Source organism: Arthrobacter arabinosi (assembly GCF_054511115.1).
In genome coordinates, this window is sequence record NZ_JBTNDF010000006.1 from 62,671 (window position 1) to 78,222 (window position 15,552).

15 protein-coding genes are annotated in these 15,552 nt (G+C 71.5%); 11 read left to right on the plus strand and 4 right to left on the minus strand.

What is annotated here, in order from left to right; all coding sequences use genetic code 11:
* The first annotated feature begins 131 nt into the window (after positions 1-131).
* From ACX80P_RS14440 to ACX80P_RS14460, 5 genes are all read left to right on the plus strand, one after another.
* Positions 132-1,121: a J domain-containing protein gene (locus tag ACX80P_RS14440; RefSeq protein ID WP_459278802.1), complete on the plus strand. Its 990-nt coding sequence runs from the start codon at positions 132-134 to the stop codon at positions 1,119-1,121.
* A gap of 9 nt (positions 1,122-1,130) precedes the next feature.
* Positions 1,131-1,598: a tRNA (cytidine(34)-2'-O)-methyltransferase gene (locus ACX80P_RS14445; protein ID WP_459278803.1), complete on the plus strand. Its 468-nt coding sequence runs from the start codon at positions 1,131-1,133 to the stop codon at positions 1,596-1,598.
* 19 nt (positions 1,599-1,617) lie between these two features.
* Complete coding sequence (locus ACX80P_RS14450) at positions 1,618-2,466, plus strand: class I SAM-dependent methyltransferase (protein ID WP_459278804.1); 849 nt, start codon at positions 1,618-1,620, stop codon at positions 2,464-2,466.
* Positions 2,467-2,610: 144 nt separating this feature from the next.
* On the plus strand, positions 2,611-3,228 hold the full coding sequence (locus ACX80P_RS14455) for an ECF RNA polymerase sigma factor SigK (RefSeq protein ID WP_459278805.1): 618 nt from the start codon (positions 2,611-2,613) through the stop codon (positions 3,226-3,228).
* Positions 3,229-3,244: 16 nt separating this feature from the next.
* Positions 3,245-4,114 carry an anti-sigma factor gene (locus tag ACX80P_RS14460; RefSeq protein ID WP_459278806.1) on the plus strand — a complete coding sequence of 290 codons (870 nt, stop codon included), beginning with the start codon at positions 3,245-3,247 and terminating at the stop codon, positions 4,112-4,114.
* A 19-nt stretch (positions 4,115-4,133) separates the two neighbouring features.
* Here the strand turns inward: ACX80P_RS14460 and ACX80P_RS14465 are convergent, their stop codons facing one another.
* The 4 genes from ACX80P_RS14465 to ACX80P_RS14480 all read right to left on the minus strand — a co-directional run bounded on the left by ACX80P_RS14465 (position 4,134) and on the right by ACX80P_RS14480 (position 8,342).
* Positions 4,134-4,886, minus strand: a complete 753-nt coding sequence (locus ACX80P_RS14465) for a PIG-L deacetylase family protein (RefSeq protein WP_459278807.1) — start codon at positions 4,884-4,886, stop codon at positions 4,134-4,136.
* A 3-nt stretch (positions 4,887-4,889) separates the two neighbouring features.
* Positions 4,890-5,837 (minus strand): electron transfer flavoprotein subunit alpha/FixB family protein, encoded by a 948-nt coding sequence (locus ACX80P_RS14470; RefSeq protein ID WP_459278808.1) that lies wholly within the window; start codon positions 5,835-5,837, stop codon positions 4,890-4,892.
* A gap of 44 nt (positions 5,838-5,881) precedes the next feature.
* Complete coding sequence (locus tag ACX80P_RS14475) at positions 5,882-6,712, minus strand: electron transfer flavoprotein subunit beta/FixA family protein (protein ID WP_459278809.1); 831 nt, start codon at positions 6,710-6,712, stop codon at positions 5,882-5,884.
* Between the two features lie 190 nt (positions 6,713-6,902).
* Positions 6,903-8,342 carry a S1C family serine protease gene (locus ACX80P_RS14480; RefSeq protein ID WP_459278810.1) on the minus strand — a complete coding sequence of 480 codons (1,440 nt, stop codon included), beginning with the start codon at positions 8,340-8,342 and terminating at the stop codon, positions 6,903-6,905.
* Positions 8,343-8,643: 301 nt separating this feature from the next.
* Between ACX80P_RS14480 and ACX80P_RS14485 the strand changes: the two genes are divergently transcribed.
* The 6 genes from ACX80P_RS14485 (at position 8,644) to ACX80P_RS14510 (ending at position 15,491) form a co-directional block, all read left to right on the plus strand.
* Positions 8,644-10,761 carry a TPM domain-containing protein gene (locus tag ACX80P_RS14485; protein WP_459278811.1) on the plus strand — a complete coding sequence of 706 codons (2,118 nt, stop codon included), beginning with the start codon at positions 8,644-8,646 and terminating at the stop codon, positions 10,759-10,761.
* Positions 10,762-10,820: 59 nt separating this feature from the next.
* A complete protein-coding gene (locus ACX80P_RS14490; RefSeq protein ID WP_459278812.1) occupies positions 10,821-11,618 on the plus strand; it encodes a PspA/IM30 family protein in 798 nt (265 codons plus the stop codon).
* A gap of 141 nt (positions 11,619-11,759) precedes the next feature.
* Complete coding sequence (locus tag ACX80P_RS14495; protein WP_459278813.1) at positions 11,760-13,151, plus strand: cryptochrome/photolyase family protein; 1,392 nt, start codon at positions 11,760-11,762, stop codon at positions 13,149-13,151.
* A gap of 100 nt (positions 13,152-13,251) precedes the next feature.
* A complete protein-coding gene (locus tag ACX80P_RS14500; protein WP_459278814.1) occupies positions 13,252-13,731 on the plus strand; it encodes a DUF6325 family protein in 480 nt (159 codons plus the stop codon).
* Positions 13,732-13,743: 12 nt separating this feature from the next.
* Entirely contained in the window at positions 13,744-14,040 is a 297-nt protein-coding gene (locus ACX80P_RS14505; RefSeq protein WP_459278815.1) for an SHOCT domain-containing protein, read from the plus strand.
* Between the two features lie 47 nt (positions 14,041-14,087).
* On the plus strand, positions 14,088-15,491 hold the full coding sequence (locus ACX80P_RS14510) for a hypothetical protein (protein ID WP_459278816.1): 1,404 nt from the start codon (positions 14,088-14,090) through the stop codon (positions 15,489-15,491).
* Positions 15,492-15,552 lie beyond the last annotated feature (61 nt).

Sequence of the window (15,552 nt, forward strand, 5' to 3'; positions counted from 1 at the left end):
CCGCCTTGGTCCGGTCCCCTGCATGCCTCTAGTGTCGGGGGAAGCGCAGGCGGCGGGCCGGGACGCGGGGCGGCTCCGACGGCGGCCCTGGCGTCCGCAGGGACCCGACGGACACCAGAGAGGGCCCATCGATGGCAGAGGCAGGACGGAAGTCGTACTACGACATCCTCGGAGTGCGCTCCGACGCCGACGCCAAGGACATCAAGGACGCCTACCGACGGGCGGCCCGTACCGCCCATCCCGACCTCGGCGGCAGCGCCGAACGGTTCCACGACGTCGCCGTCGCGTACGAGACGCTGGGCGACCCCCGGCGCCGGGAGCGCTACGACGCCGAGACCGGACGCGGTCGGCCCTCGACCGGCGGTGCCGCAGGAGGAGCCGGCGCCGCCCGCACCCGGGGTCCGGCGGCCGGGCGCACCCACGGCGCGCAGCCGCCGCGTGGCTCCACGCGCACGAGCGTGGAGGACGAGGAGGCAGCGAGGTCCGCCCCGGACTACCTGCCCCCGTTCTCGCCGTCGTCCCCGCCCGCCGTCCCCCTGATCCTCGCCGGCCGGCAGCTCCACGGCGCTCCCCGGCAGCCCGGCATGTTCGCGCGGCTCTCGTCCGGTGTGCGCGCGAGGATCGACGGCGAGCTCCGGACCGCGGCGCTGCTCGAGAGGGCACTGCTGCCGACCTACCCGGCCGCACGGCTGGTCAACGGCGTCGAGTTCGGCGACCGGGGCCGGACGACGGCCGGCCACGTCCTGCTGGCCGGCTACCGGATGGCGGTGATCGACTCCTTCACCGCTCCCCCCGGCAACTTCTCCTGGGACGGCCGGTCCCTCCGCCACCAGGGGCGGCCGGTGGAACTCGGGCTACCGGCGACGGTGCGTGCCGTGCAGGACCTCTTCCCCGAGTGCAACGTCGCCGGCTGGGTGGTGGTCCACGGGGCGCCGGACAATCCCTTCACCCCCGTGATCGACGTCCCGCCCGGCTTCGACCGCGCGTCGCCGACGCTCGTGCAGGTGGTGAATGCGGGCACCGCCGTCCGCACCCTCCGTTCGTTCCTTGCCTCGGGGCCCACTCCGAACGTCGTGCAGCTGCCCGTCCTCGCGCGCCTGCTGGCCGCGGCCGGAAGCTAGGATGAAAGCGTGTTCCGCATCCTCTTCCACACGCCCGAGATCCCCGGCAACACCGGGGCCGCCATCCGACTCGCGGCCGTGGCCGGTGCCGAACTGCACCTCGTCGAACCGCTGGGATTCAGCCTGGAGGACTCGAAGCTGAAGCGGGCGGGGCTCGACTACCACGACCTCACGGTGCTGCACGTGCACAGCAGCCTGGAGGACGCGTGGGCCGCCCTGCAGCCCGTCCGGGTGTTCGCGTTCACCTCCGAGGGAGACGTCTCCTACACGGACATCGCCTACGAGCCCGGGGACGTGCTGCTGTTCGGGCGCGAATCCGACGGGCTGCCTGCCGCCGTGAAGCAGGACCGGCACGTCACGTCCCGCGTGCGCGTCCCCATGCTGCCCTCGCGCCGATCGCTCAACCTCGCCAACACCGCATCCATCGTCCTCTACGAAGCCTGGCGCCAGCAGGGCTTCGCAGGGGCCCAGCGATGATCCACGCCTAGGAGCCCCCATGCCTGCTCGCCATGCCGCAACACTGCCCGACGGCGGGGCGGAGGACCACGACCGCCTCGCTCCCGCGGTCTGGAACCCGGTGAGCAACGCCGTGGTCGCCGCCGCCGACATCCTCGTCGGTGAGCGTGTGCTCGACGTGTTCGCCGCGACGGGCACGGGGACCATCCCCGCCGCGCAGCTCACCGGACCGGACGGACGCGTCGACGCCGTCGACCGCTCCTCGGCGATGCTGGACCTGGCGAAGGCGAAGGCGGAGGCACTCGGACTCGACGGCGTCCTCTTCCACCCCGTGGATCCGGCACGGTGGGCGCCCGAGGCGCCGTACGACGCCGTCGTGAGCTGCTACGGCGTCCTCCTCCTGGAGAACATGGACGCCGACATGGACCGGATCGTCCGCATGCTCCGGCCCGGCGGGAGGATCGCCCTGAGCACGTGGGACGACGGCGCCCTGGAGGCATTCGGGCGCATCCTGCTCGACGTCCTCCACGCGGACGAGGCTGGCGCGGCGGGCCGGCGGCCCGGTCTGGTCTTCGTGGAGAACTGCGGGAAGCTGGCCTCGGTCCGCCAGCTGACCGACTGGCTGCACGCGCGCGGGCTGTCCGACGTGCAGGTCGAGCAGTTCGGGCTGACCGTCCCGCTCGAACCGGACTACGCCTGGTCGCTGGTGCTGGGCACCGGGTACCGCTGGTTGCTGCCGGACGAGCCCGAGGCGCTGCAGCGCGTGCGCGCGGCCTTCGTGGAGCGCCTCGGCGACGCCTTCGTCCTGAACGCCGACTCCCTGATCGCGGTCGCGACGTACGAGCCCGCGGAGGAGGCGCCCCGCACGGACCATCCGGCGGCCCGGTAGCTCCGAATAGCCCATGTCAGCGTAAAACTCAACACCGGCAGGGGGCCTGGAATGGGGCTTGTCCATGAAGCTCGTCCACTCCCCCGGCGCGCGGGTGCCGTGGGAGTTCGGCGGGGCGCCGGCAGCGCTTTATGCTGGAGCCCTATGGAAACGCCACGAGTAAGCCGGGTCAGCCCAGTCGCTCCCGCATCCGACGGGTCCGCCGCCGACCCCGATGCCGGCCCCACCCTGACCGACCTGCTGACGAGGATCGCCCGTCAGGATCGCACCGCCTTCGCCCTGTTCTACGAGCAGACGTCGAGACGCGTCTACGGGCTCGCCCGGCGCGTCCTCATCGATCCGGACCTCAGCGAGGACGCCACGCAGGAGGTGTATCTCCAGGTCTGGAACACCGCGGACCGCTTCAACCCGGCACTCGGCAGCCCCATGGCCTGGCTGATGACCCTGGCGCACCGCCGGGCCGTGGACAAGGTGCGCTCCGAACAGAGCGCGACGGACCGTGAGGCACGGTACGGGGCCGCCACCCAGACGGTGGACCACGACGACGTCGTCGACACCGTGACGCAGCGCCTCGAGGCGGAGGGCGTCGTGCGGTGCCTCGACACGCTGACGGAGACGCAGCAGGAATCGGTGAGACTCGCCTACTACGGGGGCCTCACCTACCGCGAGGTGGCCGAGAAGCTCGGCGTCGCGGTACCGACGATCAAATCGAGGATCCGTGACGGACTGATCCGACTGAAGACATGCCTGGGGGTGAACTGAGATGCAGGACAAGGATATGAACAGACGATTCGCCGACGACCTCGGCACGGATCTCGCCCGGGGCCACGTCCTCGAGTGGGCAGAACTCTATGCGCTCGACGCCATCAGCGCGGACGAACGCCGTGTCATCGAAGCGTTCGTGGCGGATGCCGGCCCGGCCGTCAGCGCGACGTTCGCGGAACGCGTCCGCGCGAACCGTGAGACGGTGACGATGGCCTACGCGTCCGAACAGGTCGACCCGCCGGCCGATCTCTTCGACCGCATCGTCGCCAGGCTCCCCGCCGTTACGCAGGAGCCCGCAGGACCGGCGGCCGTGCAGGCCGGCTCGTCCGCAGGAGCGGCGACCGGTCACCCGTCCGCTCCCGACGCGCACCAGGATCCTGCCCGGGACGGCGGCCAGGACGAACTGTCGAAGCGCCGCACGGCAAGGGCCTCGATGTCGTCGCGTGCCGCCCGCTGGGTGGTCGCTGCCGCCGCGGCGGCCGTGCTCGCCGTCGGCGGTGTGACGATCGCCCAGAACCTCCAGCAGACCACCCTCCAGGAGCAGGTCCTGCAGGCGTCGGACGTCAGGACGACCGAGCTGCGCCTCGCGGCGGGAGGAACGGCGGATCTCGCGGTCTCCGGGGAGGAGAATGCGGCCGTGGTCACGCTCAGCGGGGTGCCGTCGCCGGCTCCCGGGTACGTCTACCAGATGTGGCGGATCCCGGCCGACGGCACGGACCCGGTCTCGGTCGGCACGATGACCGGTGAGGACGTCGCCGGGACGAAGGTCACCGAACTCACGGACATCGGCGGATTCAGCGCCCTCGCGCTCACCGTCGAGCCCGAGGGCGGTTCGACGACGCCGACCCTGCCGATCGTCGCCCAGATCCCGCTCGGGGCCTGAGCAGCAGCAGGAAGCGCCGCTAGAAGCCCGCGATCGTCTCGTCGGTGTTGATGCCCACCACGTGGAAGGACTCGGCGCTGCGACCCTCCGGCAGCCCGGCGCGACGCGCGTTGCCGAGGAGGATGTGCCGGACCCGGGTCTGCATCCGCTCGACATCGGGATGCTGGCTACGGTGGGCGCTGATCGCGGCGATCTTGGTGTCCTCGGACCCCGTGACGTCGACGAAGCGGTTCTCGAGGTGCGCCGGCCCCCCGTAGAACCACAGCCAGGGCACCCGGAAGCTCCGGAGCCCGGCCGCCTCGAGCTCGGGGTAGGCGAACGGGTTCTCGACCGCCGGATAGATGGCGCGCGTCACGGCCTCCCCGCACGCGAGGTGGTCCGGGTGGCTCTTCTGGATCCGGTCCCAGCTGCGTTCCGGATGCATGGACAGCACGATGTCGGGCCGGACCTCCCGCATCCGCCGGACGATCTCACGGATCACGCCGTCCGTCGGTTGGAGGTAGCCGTCCGCCTCGCCCAGGAAGCTGACGTCGGTGACCCCGACGAGCCGTGCCGCATCGATCTGCTCCTCCCGCCGGAGCGCGGCGAGTCCCGGCCGGTCCTCGTCCGAGAAGCCGCCGGCGTCGCCGTCCGTGAGGATGCAGTAGCTGACCTCTGCGCCGGCGGCCGTCCACCGGGCGATCGTTGCGGACGCGCCGAAGTCGATGTCGTCGGGGTGGGCGGCGAACACGAGGACGCGTCCGGGAGGGGCGGCCTCCGGGTCGATCGGCACGCCCTACAGCCCGCGCTTCCGGATCTCCTCGGTGGCCTGCGGCAGCACCGTGGTCAGGTCCCCGACGATCCCGAAATCGGCGATCTCGAAGATCGGCGAATCGGGGTCCTTGTTGATGGCGACGATCACCTTGGACGTCTGCATCCCCGCCTTCTGCTGGATGGCCCCCGAGATGCCCGCTGAGATGTACAGCTGGGGGGAGACGGTCTTGCCGGTCTGGCCGATCTGCGCCGAATGCTCGATCCAGCCGGCATCGGTGGCCGCCCGCGACGCTCCGACGGCGCCGCCGAGTGCGTCCGCCAGGTCCTCGAGCGGACCGAAGTCGCCGTCCACGCCGCGACCCCCCGCGACGATCACGCGGGCCTCGGTGAGCTCGGGCCGGCCGCTGGCCGGCTTCTCGACCCGGCCCGTGACCCGTGCGGCGGCGCGGGGAAGCCCGACCGCGACCCGGACCTCCTCCGGGGAGGAGGGGAGGCCCGCCTCCACGGCCTCGAAGCTGTTCGGCTTGACGGTGAGGATGGTGGTGCCCGTGGTCACCCGGCACTCGACGGTGTAGGAACCGGCGAAATCCGATTTCGTCGCGGTCAGGTCGCCGTCGAGCGATACGACGTCCGTGATGACCCCGGCGTCGAGCTTGATCCCCACGCGGGCGGCGATCTCCTTCGCCTCGTAGGAGTTGCCGAGCAGCACGATCCGCGCGCCGGATGCGCGCACGGCCTCGGCGAGGAACGCGGCCTTCCCCGCCACGAGCACGTCCGAGACGGCGGCGTCCTCCGGCCGGTAGTACCGCTGCACGCCGTAGGATCCGACGCCGTCCAGATAGGCCTGCCCCGCCTCGCCGGCGAGGGCGACGGCGACCTCGCCGAGCGAAGCCCCGAGGGACAGGAGTTCGCGCTCGCTCTTGGCGAGGCTGGCGGCGGGGTGGTCGAGGAATACGAGGACCGAGGTCATGAGGGAACCCTCCTGGAAGGAACGGACGAGCGGGCGGGCACCGGCTAGAGGAGCTTCTGTCCGGCGAGGAAGTCGACGAGCCTGATCCCGGCGTCGCCGTCGTCATCGGTGATGACGATGCCCTGGCTGCGCGGCGGCCGCGGGGCGGCCGCCTCCACCGTCGTCCACGATCCGGCGAATCCCACCTCGTCGGGCTGCAGGCCGATCTCGGCGAGGGACAGGACCCGGATCTGCTTCTTCTTCGCCGCCATGATGCCCTTGAAGTTCGGGTAGCGGGGATCGTTGATCTGGTCGGTCACCGACACGAGCGCCGGCAGCGAGGACTCGATGGTCTCCGCGTACGTGTCGTTGTCCCGCCGCGCGGCGAGCGTCCAGCCGCCGTCGACCGGGGTCAGATCGAGCGACGCCGCGAACGTCACCTGCGGGAGGTCGAGCCGTTCGGCGAGCTGCGCCGGCACGAGGGAGGTCTCGCCGTCCGTGGACGCCATCCCGGTGAGCACGAGGTCGAACGGCCCGACGTGCTGCACGAGGGCTGCCAGGGCCCGGGAGGTGGCGGAGGCGTCGGAGCCGGTGAGGGCGTCGTCGGTGAGGTGGACGCCGTCGTCCGCACCGATCTGGAGTGACTTCTTCACGGCGTTCACGGCGGCCGCGGGGCCCATCGTGATCGCCGTGACGCGGTGCCCCGCTGCTGCTCCCCCGTGGCCCTCGACGAGCTGGAGGGCTGCCTCGAGGGCGTACTCGTCGAGTTCGGAGAGGATGCTCTCGGAACGGACGGTCGTCAGGTCGTCGCCGCCGATGTGGCGGTCGAACTGAGCGTCCGGAACATGCTTCACCAGGACTGCGATGCGCAGTCCGCCTGCTGTGGCCTCGTCCATTGATGACCTTCCTCGTCCGGGGATCTTCCCATCGACTAGCTAACCACAGGGAGCCGACACGGGGTGGCGGTGCCCGCTGCTGCTCGCGCACCGTACCGTCAACGAACGGGAGGCGGTCCCCGATCCGGGACCGCCTCCTGGTGCCTCCTGGACTCGTCGGCTGCTCGGCCCGCCGACGCTGCCGGTGCAGCTACGGCGTGGGTGCCTGGGCCGGCGTGACGTCCACCGTCTGCGCTTCGCCGCCGCGGATCAGTTCGACCGGCACCTGCTGTCCGACCGCCTGGATGCGGACCGCCGCCGTGAGGGACTGGGGGTCGCTGATGGTGTAGTTGCCCACCTTGGTGATCACGTCGCCCACCTGCAGGTCGGCGTCCGCGGCCGGTGATCCCGGCTCGACGGACTCGACGAGCGCCCCGGAGGAGAAGGTCGACGTGCTCTGGGCCCCGTCGTTCCCGGCCGCCGTGACGCTGACCCCGAGGAAGCCGTGCGCCGCTTCGCCGTCGGCGATGATCTCCTGGGCGATGCGGTCCGCGTAGTTGATGGGGATGGAGAAACCGACCCCGATGTTCCCGGTGGACTCCCCCGAGCCCCCCGAGGCGATCGCGACGTTGACGCCGATGATCCGGCCGTCGGCGTCGACGAGCGCGCCTCCCGAGTTGCCCTGGTTGATGGCGGCGTCCGTCTGGATGACGTTCAGGTAGATGGATCCCTGCGACTGCGGCTGCTGTCCGCCCGAGCCGCCCGGGGGGAGGAAGTTGAAGCCTTCGCCGTCGTCGGACGGCGAGCTGTCCGGCTGCTCCTCCGGCACGGCGGAGGACGCCACGCTGATGGTCCTGTTCAGCGTCGAGACGATGCCGTCCGTCACCGTGCCGCTGAGGCCCAGCGGCGCGCCGATGGCGATCGCCGTGTCCCCGACGTTCAGTTCGTCGGAATTGCCGAGGGTCGCGGCGGTGAGGTCGGGGGCGTCGATCTTGACGACGGCGAGATCACTCAGCGGATCCGTTCCGACCACCGTCGCCGGGAAGACCCGCCCGTCGTTGAGCTTGACCTCCACGGTCGGGTCCGAGACCTGGCCGCCGAGGGTCACGACATGCGTGTTGGTGAGGATGTGTCCATCGGTGTCGAGGATGATGCCGGATCCCGAGCCGCCGGCGGTGCCCCCACTGACCGCGAGGGTGACCACACTGGGTGAGGCCTTGACGGCGGCCCCGGTGATGGTGTTGACGTCATCGGTGTCGTTCACGACGATCGACTCGGGTGCCGCCTGGGACGTCCCCGCCGCGGGGCTGTCGTCGAGAGCGTTGAGGCCCGCCGCGGCGGCCCCTCCACCGATCAGGCCGGCAGCGAGTACGCCTGCCGCGAAGGTGGCCAGGCCCACGCGCCGGCGTCCCCCGGTGCCGGTGCGACCGCCGGCCGCGGCCGGACCGATGCCGTGGCTCTGCTCGCCGTAGAAGGGCCGATGTCCCGCATACGCGGCGTGGGAGGATCCCGTCCGCGGCGCGTCCAGGGGTGCCGTGGGCGGGCTCGCGGGCTGGTCCGCCTGCCGGCCGTTCCAGCCCGCTCCCCACGACGGCGGGGCCTGCGGCTTGGGGGGCAGGGGTCGGTCGGAGTTGCCCGGCTGCTCGTTCATGGGGGTCCTTTCGTTGCTGTTGACCACATCATGGCAACCTTCTCTGAGCCTTCAGCATGCGTTCACTGGGCGGAATCTGAGAAGTCGCTGGAAATGTGTGGGCACGGCACGCCGCCCCCGGGAGGTCGTGTCCAGTATCCCCCGGTATGCCCGGCGGCTTTCGCTAGCGGCATAGGTGACGGTGGTGGACGCTCTTCCGGACCGACCATAGAATCGGGAAGACAGGGAGCCTCCGGCATCCGCCGGCCTCAGTCCTGGGACCGGACCGGCCGGAGGACGTGCTGAAGGGTCGAAAATGCGAATGATGAGCAGGCGCGCCCGCGTCTCTGCTGTCCTGGGTGCCGTCGTGGCCATCCCGTTGGTCTCGGCTGCGGCGGCCGTCGCCGACGAGCCTCTCACCTTCCCGTCCGGGGACTACGTGATCGACAACGCCGGGGTCCTCAGCCCGGAGGAGGAGGACGAGCTCGAGGCCGCGATCGCGGACCTGCGGTCCTCCCGGGATTTCACCGTCCGCGTGGCCTACGTGGACGCGTTCGAGAACCCGAGCGGCGCCGAGCAGTGGGCCGAGGAGGTCGCCGTCACCAACGCGGCGTCGGCCGAGGAAGCCGTCCTCGCGGTCGCGGTGGACCAGCGTGAAGTGGGACTCGTCGCCGGACAGCGCTCGGGCATCTACCCGTCCGTGCAGGAGATCCGTACGAGCTATGTCATCCCGGAACTCCAGGCCGATGACTGGCTCGGCGGCGGCCTGGCTGCGGTCGAGGGGATCGACCAGGCGCTCGTCGGCGGGACCGGCGGCCCCGCGGGTGGCGGCACCGCCCCGGACGGCGGCGGCAGCGGCCTCGGCGGGCTCGTCCTCGTCGGCGGTCTCGTGGCCGTCGCCGGGGCCGGCGGGTACATGCTGCTCAAGAACCGCGGCGGCGGCAGCGCCCAGCGGAAGCGCGAGGAGTACGGTTACGGACCGGTGCCGTCCGAGGACGGCGAGGTCGTGGACCCGCTCGCGGCACTGAGCGTGGAGGACCTGCGGAAGCGCGCGGGGAGCCTCCTGGTCGCCGCCGACGACGCCATCAAGTCCAGCGAGCAGGAGCTCGGTTTCGCGGAGGCCCAGTACGGGTCCGAGGCCATCGCCACGTTCTCCCAGGACATCGCGGCCGCGAAGCAGCACATGGGCGAGTCGTTCAAGCTCCAGCAGCAGCTCGACGACCACATCCCGGACACCGAGCAGCAGCAGCGCCAGTGGCTCGGTGAGATCATCCGGCGCTGCGAGGACGTCAACGCCTCCCTGCAGGAACACAAGGAGGACTTCGACGCGCTGCGCGAGCTCGAGCGGAACGCACCCGACGCCCTGCGCCGCGCGCAGGCCGCCGCGGACGAAGCCCGCCGGCGCTTCTCCACCGCCGAGCAGACCCTGCGGACGCTGCAGGGCCGATACCTCGAGACGGCCACCACCCAGGTCTCGGACAACATCGAGCAGGCCCGCGAACGCCTGGACTTCGTCGGCAGCGCGGCCACGGAAGCACAGTCCCGCATGGCGCAGGGCGACACCGGGCGTGCCGTCGTCGCCGTCCGCGCAGCCGAGGAATCGGTGCACCAGAGCGCGGTCCTGCTGGACGCCATCGACAAGCGTGCAGAGGAACTGGGCGCCGCGGAGCGCGAGCTCGAGCGGGCACTCCCCGACAGCGAGCAGGACCTCGCCCAGGCGCAGGCCATGGACCGCACCGGGCAGTACCGTGACCTCGCAGGCCCGATCGCGGACCTCCAGGCCGCCGTCGCGACCGTGCGGCAGGAACGGCAGAACGGCCGCAGCAACCCCCTGGCCCTGCTGCAGCGACTGGAGGCGGCACACGCGCAGCTCGACGCCGCCCTCGGGGGTGTGCGTGACCAGGCCGAGAACAACCGGCGCGCCCTGGACTCCCTCCAGCACGCGCTGATCACGGCCCAGTCCAGCATCTCCGGGACGGCCGACTACATCCGTGCCCGCCGCGGAGGCGTGGGCAGCGAAGCCCGCACCCGCCTCGCCGAGGCGGAGCGCAACCTCGACTACGCCGTGGATCTCCAGCGCTCGGACCCCGTGACCGCGCTCGCCCACGCCCAGCAGGCGACGATGCTCGCCGAACAGGCCGCCCAGCTCGCCGAGCAGGACGTCGACGGCTTCGGCGGCGGCATGGGCGGCGGGTACGGAGGCCGCGGATACGGCGGCCGCGGCGGCGACGGGATGGGGGGCGCCCTGCTGGGCGGCATCCTCCTCGGCGGCCTCCTCAACGGCGGCGGGTTCGGCGGCGGCCACCACGACGGTGGCGGCGGCTTCGGTGGTGGCGGTTTCGGGGGCGACGGCGGGAGCTTCGGCGGCGGCGGCTTCGGCGGCTTCGGCGGAGGCGGAGGCGGTTTCGGAGACTTCGGCGGCGGCGGCGGCGACTTCTAGCCGACCCGCCCCGTGAGGGCAGCACACAAGGACCATTCGCAGAATCGAAAGGGAAATCAATGGTAAAGCAGTCGATATTCGGCAGGATGGCTCAGCTCACCCGAGCCAACATCAACGCGTTGCTCGACCAGGCGGAGGATCCGCAGAAGATGCTCGACCAGATGGTCCGCGACTTCACCAACAGCATCGCCGAGGCCGAGAGTGCCGTCGCGCAGACCATCGGCAACCTGCGGATGATGCAGGACGACTACAACGAGGACGTCGAGAACGCCCGCAGCTGGGGCAACAAGGCCGTCGCCGCGTCCCGCAAGGCCGATGAGTACCGCGCGTCCGGCGACACCGCCGACGCCCAGAAGTTCGACAACCTCGCCAAGGTCGCCATCCAGCGCCAGATGTCGGCGGAGAACGAGGCGAAGGGCGCCGAGCCGACGATCGCCTCCCAGACGGAGATCGTCGAGAAGCTCAAGGACGGCCTCAACCAGATGCGGGGCAAGCTCAACGAGCTGACCGTCAAGCGCGACCAGCTGATCGCGCGCTCCCGCACCGCGCAGGCCCAGCAGCAGGTGCACGACGCCGTCAAGAGCATCGACTTCATGGACCCGACGAGTGAGGTGGGCCGGTTCGAGGAGAAGATCCGCCGTGAGGAGGCCAAGGTCCGCGGGCAGCAGGAGCTCGCGTCGTCGAGCCTGGACGCCCAGTTCGAGAGCCTCGAGGACCTCGGGGAGCAGACCGAGATCGAAGCCCGCCTCGCGGCGCTGAAGTCCGGCGCGGGAACGCGGTCCGCGATCGGCCAGGGCTCCGAGAGCGACGTCGCGGACGCCGGCACGTCGTCGACGAAGAGCGAGACCACGTACTGATCCACTCCTGACCCGCGGAGGACCAGCTCCGGGCCGGCGGGTCGTCGAGGAGCCGGCGCACAGGGGACCGCAGCCGACCGGCTGCGGTCCCCTGCTGTGTCCGCCGTCCGGAGTGTCGGACCCCGCCGGTAGATTGAGGGCATGGCCGTGACTCTGGTGTGGTTCCGCGATGACCTTCGGATCTCCGACAACCCCGCGCTCGCCCGGGCCGCGGAGACGGGAGACGACGTCGTCGCCTGCTATGTCCTCGACGAGCAGACCGAGGGCCTCCGGCCGCTGGGGGGCGCATCGCGCTGGTGGCTCCACCACTCGCTCGCAGCGCTGGGCGAGTCCCTCGCCGAACTCGGCATCCCGCTCGTCCTGCGGCGCGGCGCCGCGGCGGAGGTCCTCCCGCAGCTCGTCGGGGAGTGCTCGGCGCAGTCGGTCCTCTGGAACCGGCGCTACGGCCTGGCCGAACGCACCGCGGATGCGGCGCTCAAGGCGTCGCTGCTGGAGCGGGGCGTCGAGGCGACGAGCTTCCAGGCGAACCTCCTGTACGAACCGTGGGAGGTGACGTCCGGCTCCGGCGAGGCCTACAAGGTGTTCACCCCCTTCTGGCGGGCCTGCCTCACCTTCCGCACCCCTCGCACCCCCCTGCCCGCTCCCGCGTCCCTCAGCGGCCCGCAGCTGGCGTCCGAGGACCTCGGCGACTGGGACCTGCTCCCGACCACGCCCGATTGGGCGCAGGGCCTGCGGGCGACCTGGACGCCGGGTGAGGCCGGCGCCCACGCCCGCCTGGACGACTTCCTCGACGGCGCCGCCCACGGCTACAAGGACAAGCGCAACCTGCCCGCCGTCCAGGGCACCAGCATGCTCTCCCCCCACCTGCGGTTCGGCGAGATCAGTCCGTTCGAGGTCTGGCACGCCGCGCAGGACCACAAGGACAGTTCGACGGCCGAGGACATCCGCGTGTTCGGGTCCGAGCTCGGCTGGCGTGAGTTCAGCTGGCAGCTCCTGTACTTCAACCCCGAGCTCGCCACCGTCAACTACCGGCCCGAGTTCAATGCCTTCGCCTGGGAGAGCTCCACGCCTGCCGAGCTGGAGGCCTGGCAGCGGGGACGCACGGGCTATCCACTGATCGACGCCGGGATGCGCCAGATGTGGGAGATCGGCTGGATGCACAACCGGGTGCGCATGGCGACGGCGTCGTTCCTCATCAAGAACCTCCTGATCGACTGGCGCGTGGGCGAACAGTGGTTCTGGGACTGCCTCGTCGACGCCGACGCCGCGAGCAACGCCGCGAGCTGGCAGTGGGTGGCGGGATCCGGGGCGGACGCCAGCCCCTACTTCAGGATCTTCAACCCGGTGCTGCAGAGCAAGAAGTTCGACCGCGACGGCCGGTACCTCCTCCGCTTCGTCCCCGAACTCGCAGACGCCGACAACCTGCACGAGCCGTGGAAGGGCGAGGCCCCCGGCTACCCTGAGCCGATCGTCGATCTGAAGGAGAGCCGGGAGCGGGCCCTGAGCGCCTTCAAGGCCCTCTCGCAGGGCTGACATCCCCGCATCATCACCTAGGGGTGATGCGCGCACCGCTGCTGTGCGGCACTCTCTGTGTACGCAGCGTCCGCCCGGACGCGACACAGGAGGAGTCACCATGCCAGAAGGGACCGCAGGGACCAGCACAGGAACGCCGGTGATCGACGACGAGGCCATCGTCGCCCCCATCGACTTCGTCCTCCTCGAGTTCTCGCCCGACCGCCTGACCGGCGAGGCCGCCCCCGCGCTCATGGACCTCGTCGAGCGGGGAGTCATCCGCCTCTTCGACCTGCGGATCGTCCGGAAGGCGGAGGACGGGACCGTCCAGGTCGTGGACATCACGGATCCCCTCGCCGCGAAGGGCGGGTTCTCCACCTTCGCGGGGGCATCCTCCGGGATCCTCGGCGTCGACGACATACGCCAGGCGACGGACGCCATGGCCCCCGGGACGGTGGCCGCACTCATCGTCTACGAGAACACGTGGGCCGCGCGGTTCGTCGCCGCGGTCCGCCAGAGCGGTGGAGAGCTGATCGCCAGCGCACGGATTCCCGCCACCGACATCATCGAGGCGCTCGACGCGCTCGACGCGACAGACTGAGGAGACGAGGACATGCCAGGTCTACTTCGCGGGGTCGCCCGCACCGCCGTCGTCGCCGGCACCGCCACCGCCGTGAGCGGGCGGGTGCAGCGCCGGCAGGCCGCCAGGTTCGCCGGCCGCGATGCTCAGATCGCTGCCGACCGCAGCCGGGCCCATGACCAGGAGACGGCCGCGCAGGCTCCGGCGCCCACGTCCGGGGCCGAGGCCGAGGATCTGATCGGCCGGCTCAGGGAGCTCGCGTCCCTGAGGGACGACGGGGTCCTGACGGAGGAGGAATTCGCCGCCCAGAAGGCCAGGCTCCTCGCCTGACCCCGGGGAGCCTTCCCCCATCCTCCGACCCGAGAGGCGCAGCGCAGATGGATGTCACCCGGCCGAGGGACCAGGAAGTCGCCCGGCTGTCGGCGGAGGTCGCCCGGCTGCAGTCGCAGCTCCAGGCCGATCCGGCCGCGACTCCCCCGCCGGTACGCGGGCGCGGGACCGGACGCGGACGCGCCGTCCTCGCCGCGCTGCTGATCGTGCTCGGGGTGCTCCTCGCCCCGCTCGCCGTCGTCGCCGTGTGGACGAAGGCCGAGGTCACGGACACCGACCGGTTCGTCGCCACCGTGGCGCCGATCCTCGACGACCCCGCCGTCCGGGCCTTCCTGGTCGACGAGATCACCGTCGCCGTGGAGGAGGACGTCGACCTCGAGACGATCACCTCGGACCTGTTCGACGGCCTCGCGACCCTCGACCTCCCACCCCGGGTGGCGGAAGCGCTCCAATTCCTCGAACGGCCGGCCGTGGAGGGTTCCCGGGAGCTGATCCGCTCCACGACCGAGGACCTCCTCGCCTCCGACGGCTTCGACCAGGTGTGGGACCAGGCACTGCGGAGCAGCCACGCCGGGCTGACCGCCGCGATCAGGGGCGACACCTCGGGTTCCGTCGTGATCAGCGACACCGGCGAGGTGGGCATTCAGCTGGGACCGGTCATCGCGGCGGTCAAGGGGCAGCTGGCGGACCGGGGATTCGCGCTGGCCGACCGCATCCCCGCCGTCGACCGCACCGTCGTCGTCGCCCGGTCGGACCAGCTCGTCCGGGCGCGCACGGCCTACCTGGTGGTCGACGCGGTCGGCTTCGGGCTCCCCTGGGTCAGCATCGCCCTGCTCGCCGGCGGTGTCCTCGTCGCGAGGAGGAGGGCGAGGGCGCTGATCCGGGTGGGAGTCGGCCTGGCGGTCGCGATGGCGTTCCTCGCCCTCGGCGTCGCCGTCGGTCGCATCGTCACCGTCACCGCGCTCTCGCCGCTGTACCTGCCGTCGGACGCGGCCGGGGCGATCTACGACGCCCTGGTGCCGCTGCTCTCCTCGACGGCCCTCGCCGTGGGCGTGGCCGGCCTCACCACCGCGGTCGTCGCCTATCTCGCGGGGCCGTTCCGCGGCGCGAGGGCGGTACGCCTCGGGACGGTCTCCCTGGCCGGACGGGCGCGTGCGGCGGCGGAGGGCACCGGGGTGACCACCGGCCGGTTCGGCGCGTTCCTGTACCGCTCCCGCCGGTACCTCAGGATCACGATCGCCGTCATCGGCGCGGCTGTCCTATTGTTCGTGAGGCCCCTGACGCCGGGGATGATCCTGTGGACCGCGGTCGGGGCGCTGACCGCCGTCCTGCTGCTCGAACTGCTGCAGCGGCCGCCGGCCGCAGAGGCTGCACCGCGGGGTGCAGAGTCCGCACTCCGGGGCGACAGCGGGGTCGTCGTCACAGCGGCGACACTCACGGAACGTGTCTGAGGGAAGGCAGACAGTCGCGGGAGGACCACGCTGTCGGGGGACAGCAAGAAGTCCGGCCCAC

Excerpts from the sequence above, each read along its gene's own strand:
- ACX80P_RS14485 (WP_459278811.1), top strand. The coding sequence starts at position 8,644 with ATGATGAGCAGGCGCGCCCGCGTCTCTGCTGTCCTGGGTGCCGTCGTG.
- ACX80P_RS14495 (WP_459278813.1), top strand. The coding sequence starts at position 11,760 with ATGGCCGTGACTCTGGTGTGGTTCCGCGATGACCTTCGGATCTCCGAC.
- ACX80P_RS14460 (WP_459278806.1), top strand. The coding sequence starts at position 3,245 with ATGAACAGACGATTCGCCGACGACCTCGGCACGGATCTCGCCCGGGGC.
- ACX80P_RS14490 (WP_459278812.1), top strand. The coding sequence starts at position 10,821 with ATGGTAAAGCAGTCGATATTCGGCAGGATGGCTCAGCTCACCCGAGCC.
- ACX80P_RS14470 (WP_459278808.1), bottom strand. The coding sequence starts at position 5,837 with ATGACCTCGGTCCTCGTATTCCTCGACCACCCCGCCGCCAGCCTCGCC.
- ACX80P_RS14510 (WP_459278816.1), top strand. The coding sequence starts at position 14,088 with ATGGATGTCACCCGGCCGAGGGACCAGGAAGTCGCCCGGCTGTCGGCG.
- ACX80P_RS14455 (WP_459278805.1), top strand. The coding sequence starts at position 2,611 with ATGGAAACGCCACGAGTAAGCCGGGTCAGCCCAGTCGCTCCCGCATCC.
- ACX80P_RS14440 (WP_459278802.1), top strand. The coding sequence starts at position 132 with ATGGCAGAGGCAGGACGGAAGTCGTACTACGACATCCTCGGAGTGCGC.
- ACX80P_RS14450 (WP_459278804.1), top strand. The coding sequence starts at position 1,618 with ATGCCTGCTCGCCATGCCGCAACACTGCCCGACGGCGGGGCGGAGGAC.
- ACX80P_RS14475 (WP_459278809.1), bottom strand. The coding sequence starts at position 6,712 with ATGGACGAGGCCACAGCAGGCGGACTGCGCATCGCAGTCCTGGTGAAG.
- ACX80P_RS14500 (WP_459278814.1), top strand. The coding sequence starts at position 13,252 with ATGCCAGAAGGGACCGCAGGGACCAGCACAGGAACGCCGGTGATCGAC.
- ACX80P_RS14505 (WP_459278815.1), top strand. The coding sequence starts at position 13,744 with ATGCCAGGTCTACTTCGCGGGGTCGCCCGCACCGCCGTCGTCGCCGGC.
- ACX80P_RS14480 (WP_459278810.1), bottom strand. The coding sequence starts at position 8,342 with ATGAACGAGCAGCCGGGCAACTCCGACCGACCCCTGCCCCCCAAGCCG.